Genomic DNA, 10,241 nt, shown 5'->3' with positions numbered 1-10,241 from the left:
GGGCGAGCTCGAGGTTCGTCTCGACAGTTGCGAGGGCGAAAAGCTGGCGACACTGCCGCTCGCACCGGCCGTATCGAGCGACACCGTCACGGCACTGCCACCGGCAAAAATTGCGTCCCGCGTCGGCCAGCACGATCTGTGTTTCATCTTCACGCGCAAGTCCGTCGATCCGATCTGGGTGATCGACAGCATCGAGCTGATTGGACTGCAATGAACCGTTACGCGCGCGTGGCCCCCTCCCTACCCTCCCCCGGCGACCGGGGGAGGGGAAGAGAGAATGCGAGCTGCGCGTTTTTCCCTCCCCCGGCCGCCGGGGGAGGGTCAGGGAGGGGGCTCGCCCCCGAGGCGATGCAATGACCCGACTCACGCTGTGGGCTCCGCTCGCCGGCTGGAGTGCCCCGCTCAGCGAGGCGCCAGACGCCGTGTTCGCGCAGAAGATGCTCGGCGACGGACTCGTCATCGATCCTACGACCAACGAACTGGTCGCACCCTGCGACGGCGAGATCATTTCCATCGCCGCCTCGCATCACGCCATTGCGATTCGCGCCGACAACGGCGCCGAGATCCTGATGCACGTCGGCATCGATACGGTGAATCTCGCTGGTCGCGGCTTTCAGTTGCATGTTGCGCAGGGCGCCCGCGTCCGTGCCGGCAATCGCCTGCTGACGTTCGATCTGGAACTGTTGGCGCGCGAGGCGAAGAGCCTCGTCACGCCCGTCATCCTCACCAATGCCGAGCAGTTCGAGATCGTCGGGCGTCATGAGAACCGCGAAGTCGCGGCGGGCGATCCGTTGCTGGAGATCGTGCCGACCGCTGCTGCGGCGGCTGCGGTCAGTGCGGGTGTCAGCGAACAGAAGAGCGAACGCATTCGCGTCGCGCACGAACACGGAATTCACGCGCGGCCCGCAGCATTGATTGCAGGCTTCGCACGCGGCGTCGCCGCGGAAGTGGAGATCCAGGCGCACGGCCGCAGCGCCAATCCCCGCAGTGCCGTCGCGCTGATGTCGCTCGGCATTCGCGGCGGCGACGAACTGATCGTGGTGGCGCGCGGTGCCGACGCGGCGACGGCCATCGAAGGTATTCGCAGACTCATCGATGGACTCGAGCCGCCCGCCGCAGGCAGGTCCGCCGCGACACCCATCCGCACTGCGGCGCCGACGCGTTCGGCGGATCGCTCGCGTCTGCGCGGTGTCGTGGCGAGTCGCGGCCTCGCCGTCGGCAAGGCCTTCTACCTGCGCGAAGCTGAAATCGCCGTTACCGAGGCGGGTGCCGGCGTTGCGCACGAGAGCGCCGAACTCGACCGTGCCCGCTCACAAGTGCGCGAGCGCCTGCAGGAGCTGGGGCGCACCGCCGCGCCGACGGCCCGCGAAATCATTGCCGCCCATCTCGAATTCGTCGACGACTGGGAACTGGTCGCCGCGGCGCGCCGCTCGATCGCGCGCGGCAAGAGCGCTGCATTCGCCTGGCGCCGCGCGGTACGTGACAGCGCCGATGTGCTGCGCGGACTCGGCGATCCGCGCATCGCCGAGCGCGTCGATGATCTGCTGGATCTGGAGCATCAGGTGCTGGTGGCGCTGCTGGGCCAGGCACCGACGGCGCAGGTCGAGATTCCGGATCGCGCCATCGTGCTGGCGGAAGACCTGAAGCCGTCGCAGTTCGTTTCGCTGGACGCGCGCAAGCTCGCCGGCATCTGTCTCGCGGCCGGCGGACCGACGTCGCATGTGTCGATTCTCGCTGCGGCCATCGGTGTGCCGGCGATCGTCGCCGCCGGTGCCGACGTGCTCGATATCGAAGACGGCACGACGCTGATCCTCGATGCGGAGCAGGGACTGCTGCGCGTCGCACCGGACGATGCCGAACTGGCGGCAACCGAACGCACGCTCGCTGCGCGCCGTCAGCGGCTGGCCGCGGAACGCTCGGCCGCGCAGAACCTGTGTCGCACTGCCGACGGGCAGCGCATCGAAGTGTTCGCCAATCTTGCGTCGCTTGCTGAAGCGAACGCGGCGATTGCGCAAGGCGCCGAAGGCTGCGGACTGCTGCGCACCGAGTTCCTGTTCCTGGAGCGCGAGTCCGCGCCTGACGAAGCGGAGCAGCTGCGCCGCTATCAGGAAATCGCCGATGCACTCGCGGGACGGCTGCTGATCATTCGCACACTCGATGTCGGCGGTGACAAGCCGATTCCCTATCTGCCGCTGCCTGCGGAAGAGAATCCCGCGCTCGGCCTGCGCGGCGTACGCACGAGCCTGTGGCGACCGGAATTGCTGCGCACGCAATTGCGGGCGCTGTTGCGGGTGCAGCCCGCCGGCCAATGTCGCGTGCTGCTGCCCATGATCACGGATGTCATGGAGATCCGCGCCGTGCGACATCTGATCGACGAACTGCGACGCGAACTCGGCATCGCGGCGGGCGTGCAGCTCGGCGTCATGATCGAGACGCCGTCCTCGGCGGTGCTCGCGGATCAGATCGCGGCCGAAGTGGATTTCCTGTCGATCGGTACCAACGATCTCACGCAGTACACGCTCGCCATGGACCGCGGTCACGCCGAACTCGCGGCGCGCATCGATGGACTGCATCCCGCGGTCCTGCGGCTCATCGGCATGGCCGCCGAGTCGGGCGCGCGACTGGACAAGGTGGTCGCCGTCTGCGGCGGTCTCGCTTCCGATCCCGCTGCCGTGCCGGTCCTGCTCGGGCTCGGCGTGCGCGAGCTGTCGGTGGTGCCTTCGATGATCCCGCAGCTCAAGGCCATGATCGCGCGGCTCGCACTGGATGATTGCCGCGTGCTGGCGCGACGCGCGCTGGCGCTGGAATCCGCCGCGGCGGTGCGTGAGTTGCTCGCCTCATCCGCATCCGATCTAAGGATCGCGCTATGAAAAATTTCGTTGCCGGACTGCAGAAGGTCGGCCGCGCGCTGATGCTGCCGATCGCAGTGTTGCCCGTCGCTGCCTTGCTGTTGCGACTCGGCCAGCCCGATCTGCTGAACGTTCCCGCCATTGCGGCGGCGGGCGATGCGATCTTCTCCAACCTCGGCCTGCTGTTCGCCATCGGCGTCGCAGTGGGACTCGCGCGCGAGAATCACGGCGCCGCCGGACTGGCCAGCGTCGTCGGCTACCTGGTGGCGACGCAAGGTGCCGAGGTCCTGATCCCCGTGCCGGCAAGTGTCGGTGCCGATCTGACGGGCCAGGCGGTAGCCCTTGCGGAAGCGGCATTCCGTGCGAAGGAGCTTTCCAAGCTCAGCGTGCCCGTCGGCATCATCTCCGGACTGATCGCGGGTGTGCTCTACAACCGTTACAGCGACATGCGCCTGCCCGCATACCTGGCCTTCTTCGGTGGCCGTCGTTTCGTGCCGATCGCGAGCGGTTTTGCCGGCCTGATCGTCGCGCTGTGTTTCGGCTTCGGCTGGCCCGTGCTGGAACACGGCATGGATGTCGTCAGCCAGGCGGTGCTCGGTTCGGAATCGATCGGCCTGTTCGCCTACGGCGTGCTCAACCGCGCGCTGATCGTCACCGGCCTGCATCACATCCTCAACAACATCGCCTGGTTCCTGCTCGGCGACTACCAGGGCGTGACCGGCGATCTCAAACGCTTCTTCGCAGGCGATCCGACCGCCGGCGCATTCATGAGCGGCTTCTTCCCCGTGATGATGTTCGGCCTGCCGGCGGCGTGCCTTGCGATGTATCGCGCGGCGCGCCCCGAACGTCGCAAGGCGGTCGGCGGCTTGTTGCTGTCGATGGCGCTCACTTCGTTTCTCACCGGCGTGACGGAGCCGATCGAGTTCTCGTTCATGTTCCTCGCGCCCGTGCTCTATGCCATTCATGCGCTGCTGACGGGGCTGGCGATGGTGGTGATGGATCTGTTCTCGGTGCGCCTGGGATTCGGCTTCTCGGCCGGCCTGTTCGACTACGTGCTGAACTTCTCGCGCTCGACGCGGCCGTTGCTGCTGCTGCCGATCGGCCTCGCGTACTTCGCGCTCTATTACGGGCTGTTCCGTTTCGTGATCGTCCGCTTCGATCTCAAGACGCCGGGACGCGAACCGGAAGACGTGGCGACGACGGTCGACGCAGCAGTGGACGCCGCTCCTGCGCATGGCTGGATCCGCGCGCTGGGCGGCGCGCACAACCTGACATCGGTCGATGCCTGCACGACGCGCCTGCGGCTGACGATTGCGGATCAGTCGGCAGTCAACGAGGCACAGCTCAGGCAGCTCGGCGCGCGCGGCGTCGTGCGGCCTTCGGCGAATACCTTGCAGGTCGTGGTAGGGCCGGTCGCCGATCAGCTCGCCGGCGATATTCGCGCGGCGTTGAATGCCGGTATCGCAACGGCGGATGCACGGCAGATCGACGTCGCCGCGCTGGCCGCGGCGCTTGGTGGTCGCGCCAACATCGACGAAGTGCGCGTCAGTTCGACCCGTCTCAGTCTTACGTTGAAGCAGGCAGCGTCGGTCACGGCTGAGGCGATCAAAGCGGCCGGCGCGCGTGCCGCCGTGCACGTGAACGAACGCACCTGGCATGTGATCGTCGGCCCGCAGGCGGAACTGGCCGCGCAGGCGCTGCGCGGAGAAGGGTAAGAACAAACGCCTGTGGGGCCGGCTTCCCCATGGGATTCCCTTCGGTCACAGCCCAATGGCGCTGACTTAAGCGCAAGTGCGTTTGTTCTTCCCCTCCTCCGCGCAGCGGGGGAGGGCAGGGAGGGGGTCTTCTCTGATTGGTGGCTCACGATGCCCCTCGGGCACACCACTCACTACGGTGGTGGCGTGTTGAATGCAGCTACGGAGAAGATTGGAGAGCGGAAGGAATGGGCCGATCGCTTAAGTCAGTGCCATCGGGCCTCAGCCGGCCTTCAAGAGTCAGGCTGAAGCCTGACCTACAGCAGAAAAGACGCCAATACAGTGCCGTCGGGCTCTGACGGCGCCTGCCGAAATTTCCATATTCACAAAATCAATCACGCGGCCGGAACCGGCCGCGCGCACCGCTCATTGGCCATTGATTGCAGCCCACGCCCAGCCAGGGAGAAGCGTCATGCCATTACCCAGCCCGACCCGCGCGCGACCGAAACATCATCTGGCGTCTGCAGGTATCGCGATGCTGCTGTCCGCCGCCGTCTGTTCCGCCGCCGAGCCGCCACCGTCGAGCTACATGCCGGTCGTGCCGAAGGAAGATTTCGCGACGACCGTGCAGCGCATGTCGGCCGCGAAGGCCGGCGTCATGCAGCGTCAGAAAGATCTGCTGAACTCGCGCTACGACCTGGGCAATCGTCCTGTGTCCGGCGTCACCATGTCGAAAGGCAAGGCCGTGCAGGGCGGCGTGCGCGTCAAGCTGTCGCGCGGCATGACCTGGGAAAAACTCGGCGGGATGTCGCCGGAGCAGATCCGCAACCAGGGTGCGTTTCCCGCCGGCTTCCTGCCGCTGTCGCATCCCCACCAGGCCGAAGGCGGCATGGTGTTCCCGCAGTTCCATATCGACGAGATCAAGCGCCAGGAACAGCGCGATCTGACGCGCTTCGACCTGGACTTCGATCTGCCCGATCACCTGCTGCCGGAGTTTCCCGCGCCGATCTTCCTGACGACGCGGCCGGATCTGGGCGACGTGTCGCAGGGCAAGCTCGTCACCATCGACAACTACTACGAACTGTTCAATGGCATCCTCAATCCCAAGCAACTCGAAGGCCTGCGCTTGCTGGTCACGCCGTTCCCGCAGCAGCAGTTCAACCAGACCGAGGATCGCCGCACGGTGCGCCCGAGCCGCGGGGTGGTCTGCTTCGACTGTCATGCCAACGGTCACACCAATGCCTCGACGCACCTGGTCGGCGACATCCGGCCGCAGCAGTTCCGGCATCGCATCGACACGCCTACGCTGCGCGGCGTGAACATCCAGCGACTGTTCGGCTCGCAGCGCGCGCTCAAGACCATCGAGGACTTCACCGAGTTCGAACAGCGCGCCGCGTACTTCGACGGCGATCCGGTCATCGCGACCAAGAAGGGCGTGAACGTACTCGAACGCGGCAGCCAGGTGCACTTCATGGCGGAATTCCAGGCGCTGCTGGATTTCCCGCCCGCGCCGAAGCTGTCGGTCGTCGACGGCAAACTCGATCCGCGCAAGGCCAGTGCACAGGAACTGCGCGGCCAGGAAGTGTTCTTCGGCAAGGGACGCTGCTCCACCTGCCACGTGCCGCCGTACTACACCGACAACCTGATGCACAACCTGCAGACCGAGCGCTTCTACAAACCCGTCGACGTCAACGGCCGGTTCGCCAGCGCCGACGGTCCGATCAAGACCTTCCCGTTGCGCGGCATCAAGGATTCGCCGCCATACCTGCACGACGATCGCCTGATGACGCTCGATGACACCGTCGAGTTCTTCAATCTCGTCCTCGAGACGAAACTGACGACGAGCGAGAAGGCCGATCTGGTGACATTCCTGCGCACGCTGTAGTTGCCTCTTAATCTTCCCCTCCCCCGCGTGCGGGGGCCGCTCCTGCGCATCCCTGCGCCCGCGGCATTTGCACATCCATGTGCAGCAGAGGGCAGGGAGGGGGCAGCGGCGGCCGGCTACTCTCCCGCGCTGGGCGCCGCGATCCCGCGAGTGCAGAATCGCGCCACAACCAGAAACGAGCAGGGGAGGGGAAGGATGGCCGCGCAGGAAACTGCAGGTTCGCCGCGCACGCTGCGCAAGGTGGTGTTCGCGAGCCTCATCGGTACCACCATCGAGTGGTATGACTTCTTTCTCTACGGCGCGGCGGCTGCGCTGGTGTTCAACCGGCAGTTCTTTCCGGAAGCCGATCCGCTCGTCGGCACCATGCTCGCGTTCGCCACGTATGCGCTGGGATTCGTCGCGCGTCCGCTCGGCGGGCTCGTGTTCGGTCACTACGGCGACCGCATCGGTCGCAAGAAACTGCTGATGGCGAGCCTGGTGCTGATGGGCGTGTCGACGGTGCTGATCGGTTGCCTGCCCACGTATGCGCAGGTCGGCGTACTGGCGCCGGTGTTGCTGGTGGTCCTGCGTCTGTTGCAGGGATTCGCCGTCGGCGGCGAATGGGGCGGCGCGGTGCTGATCGTCGCCGAACACGGCGATGCCGCACGCCGCGGTTTCTGGGCGAGCTGGCCGCAGGCCGGCGTCGCTGCGGGCAATCTGCTCGCCGCCGCGGTACTCGCAATCATGGTCGCAGTGCAGAGCGAAGCGGACTTTCTCGCCTGGGGCTGGCGCATTCCGTTTCTGCTGTCGGTCGTCCTCATCGTCGTCGGCTGGTGGGTTCGCACGACGGTGGAGGAGAGTCCTGCGTTCGCCGAAGTGCGCGAGGATCGACAGACGCACCGACTGCCGGCGATGGAGGCATTGCGTACGCGTCCGCGCTCACTGCTCATCGGCGGCGGACTGCGGATCGCGGAGAACATTTCCTACTACGTCATCACCGCGTTCTCGATCACTTACATCACCGAAGTCGAGGGGCTGTCGCGCCAGATCGCCCTGAATGCCGTGCTGATCGGCTCGGCGGTGCAGTTCGTGTGCATTCCGTTGTTCGGTGCGTTGTCGGATCGCATCGGGCGGCGGCCGGTGTATGCGATCGGTGCGCTCGGTACCGGCGTCTGGGCCTTCGCTTTCTTCGGGTTGCTCGATACCGGCGCGACGTCGGCCGTGATCGTTGCCATCGTAGTGGGCCTGGTCCTGCACGCGGCCATGTACGGTCCGCAGGCAGCCTTCCTCGCGGAAATGTTTCCGACGCCGATCCGTTATTCGGGCGTGTCGCTGGCGTATCAGTTGACGTCCATCGTTGCGGGCTCGCTCGCACCGATCATCGCGATCGCATTGCTGCGCGAGACGGGCTCGGCGCATGCAGTGGCGATGTACGTGGCGATCGCCGCGGCAATCAGCCTGGTTGCGGCGCTGTTCGCGCGTGAAACCCGCGGCAAGACCTTCGCGGAGATCGATGCGCAGTAGCCGCCACCGTGACAACGCCGGACAGGTTCATATATAAGAGCCGCCGACCATCACTCCAACAAGAGGCGCGCTCGATGAAGCTGCTGCGATCAGGGATTCTGCTGCTGGCTCTCATTCTTGGCCTTTCCGCCTGCGACCGGCCGCCAGCGCCGCAGAGTGCGCCGGCACCGGTTGCCGCAGCGAGGGCAACGATCGCGCAGGCGCCGTACGGAACCCTGCCGGACGGTACGGCCGTCGAGGCATTCACGCTGACGAATGGCGCCGGCATGACCGTCAAAGCGATCAACTACGGCGCGATCATCACTTCGATCACGGTGCCGGACCGCAACGGCAGGATCGATGACGTCGTGCTGGGCTTCGACTCGCTCGACGAGTACCTGAAGGGCACGGCCTATTTCGGCGCCGTCATCGGGCGCTACGGCAATCGCATCGGCGGCGCGCAGTTCGCACTCGACGGCAACACCTACAAGCTCGCCGCGAACAACGGCCCCAACTCCCTGCACGGCGGACTCAAGGGCTTCGACAAGGTGGTGTGGCAGGCACAAACGTTCGAGCGCGACGGCAACATCGGCGTGTCGTTCACTTACACGAGCGCGGACGGCGAAGAAGGCTTCCCCGGTACGCTGCAGACGCAGGTCACCTATACGCTGACGCCGAAGAACGAAATCGCGATCGACTATCGCGCCACGACCGACAAGCCCACCGTCGTCAATCTCACGCAGCATTCCTATTTCAATCTCGGCGGCGACGGCTCCGGTGACGTGCTGACGCACGAACTGACCGTCGATGCCGATCGCTACAGCAACGTCGACGAGAACCTGATCCCGCTCGGCGATCCGGTGACCGTGCAGGGAACGCCGTTCGATTTCCGCACCGCTACCGCCATCGGCGCGCGCATCGATGCGGACGACGAACAGATCCATCTCGGCGGCGGCTACGACCACAACTACGCCATCAATCGCGCCGGCCCGGGGCTGGTGCGTGCCGCCCGCGTCGTCGAACCGAAAAGCGGACGCACGATGGAAGTCTTCACCACCGAACCGGGCGTGCAGTTCTACACCGCCAATCATCTCGACGGCGTGCGCGGCAAGTCAGGTCACGTCTACAACAAGCGCAACGCCTTCTGCCTGGAAACGCAGCACTACCCGGACTCACCCAACAAGCCGTCGTTTCCGTCGACGACGCTCCGGCCGGGTGAGACTTATGAGTCGCGCACGGTGTATGCGTTTGGGGTGCAGTGAGGGATCGCGCATCGTCACGGCGGGCCATAATTCAGGTGTTCCACAATAGAGAACAAATCGTGCCAATCCCAGACTACCAAAGCTGCATGTTGCCTCTGCTGCGGTTCGCGGCAGACGGAAATGAGCATCAACTCAAAGACGCAGCTCAGGCGCTTGCGGGCCAATTCAGCTTGTCCGAGCAAGAGCTGAGCGAGTTCTTGCCAAGCGGGCAGCAGCCCGTGTTCATCAATCGACTTGGTTGGGCTCGGACATACATGAAGAAGGCTGGGCTCTTGCGGAACCCCCGAAGAGGGTACTTTCAGATCACCGATCGGGGGCTTTCGGTGCTCCGGGATGGCCCAGCGGAAATCGACGTCAAGTATCTCGAACGCTTTCCTGAATTCATTGAGTTCAGATCGCCCAAGAAGGATGGAGTGACTGAAGAAGGCGAGGAGTCCATAGCTTCTGATTCGGGTGCATCGCAGACGCCGAACGAGGCGCTGGAGCTCGCTTACGAAAGGCTGCGCACGGAACTGGCCTCAGAGATCCTTCAAACGTTGAAAGGTGCCGACCCGTCTCTATTCGAGAACATCGTAGTCGAGCTACTCGTGAAAATGGGCTATGGGGGAAGTCGGAAAGATGCCGGAAAAGCAATCGGTCGGAGCGGTGACGAGGGTATCGATGGCATCATCAAGGAAGATCATCTGGGTCTAGACAACATCTACATTCAGGCCAAGCGATGGGATGCAACTATTGGTCGTCCCGAAATTCAGAAGTTCGCGGGTGCACTGCAAGGGCAGCGCGCCCGCAAGGGCATCTTCATAACCACTTCTGATTTCAGCAGAGAAGCAAACGAGTATGTTTCGAAAATCGATTCCAAGATCGTTCTAATCGACGGCAAGTCACTCGCGCGTCTGATGATTGATTTTGGGGTTGGTGTCACGAGCGTAGCCATTTACGAAGTCAAGAAGATTGACTCGGACTACTTCGCTGAGGACTGAGAAGAACACCTAACAACGCGATCAAGGGGTATCGGACGCTTCCTTCGGTTCAGTGGACACCCTGACCTAACCGTTCAGGAGTGTCATCA

7 protein-coding genes are annotated in these 10,241 nt (G+C 64.5%); all 7 read left to right on the top strand.

The window, feature by feature from the left end:
- Positions 1–214 (top strand): hypothetical protein (locus tag V7D81_RS21975; protein WP_324320348.1); only part of this gene is annotated, 214 nt, incomplete at its 5' end.
- Between the two features lie 139 nt (positions 215–353).
- On the top strand, positions 354–2,870 hold the full coding sequence (gene ptsP / locus V7D81_RS21970; RefSeq protein WP_324320346.1) for a phosphoenolpyruvate--protein phosphotransferase: 2,517 nt from the start codon (positions 354–356) through the stop codon (positions 2,868–2,870).
- On the top strand, positions 2,867–4,564 hold the full coding sequence (gene nagE, locus V7D81_RS21965; protein WP_324320345.1) for an N-acetylglucosamine-specific PTS transporter subunit IIBC: 1,698 nt from the start codon (positions 2,867–2,869) through the stop codon (positions 4,562–4,564). The genes ptsP and nagE overlap by 4 nt, the downstream gene beginning before the upstream one ends.
- Before the next feature lie 514 nt (positions 4,565–5,078).
- Complete coding sequence (locus V7D81_RS21960; RefSeq protein ID WP_442958371.1) at positions 5,079–6,428, top strand: cytochrome B6; 1,350 nt, start codon at positions 5,079–5,081, stop codon at positions 6,426–6,428.
- A 195-nt stretch (positions 6,429–6,623) separates the two neighbouring features.
- On the top strand, positions 6,624–7,931 hold the full coding sequence (locus V7D81_RS21955) for an MFS transporter (RefSeq protein ID WP_324320341.1): 1,308 nt from the start codon (positions 6,624–6,626) through the stop codon (positions 7,929–7,931).
- Positions 7,932–8,005: 74 nt separating this feature from the next.
- Positions 8,006–9,172, top strand: a complete 1,167-nt coding sequence (locus V7D81_RS21950) for an aldose epimerase family protein (protein ID WP_324320339.1) — start codon at positions 8,006–8,008, stop codon at positions 9,170–9,172.
- Positions 9,173–9,231: 59 nt separating this feature from the next.
- A complete protein-coding gene (locus V7D81_RS21945) occupies positions 9,232–10,152 on the top strand; it encodes a restriction endonuclease (RefSeq protein ID WP_349257720.1) in 921 nt (306 codons plus the stop codon).
- Positions 10,153–10,241: the final 89 nt, after the last annotated feature.

The organism is Povalibacter sp. (assembly GCF_036735925.1).
Taxonomy (GTDB): Bacteria; Pseudomonadota; Gammaproteobacteria; order Steroidobacterales; family Steroidobacteraceae; genus Steroidobacter.
The sequence above is the reverse complement of the archived record's forward strand: the minus strand, read 5'-3'. Positions and strand labels throughout refer to the sequence as shown.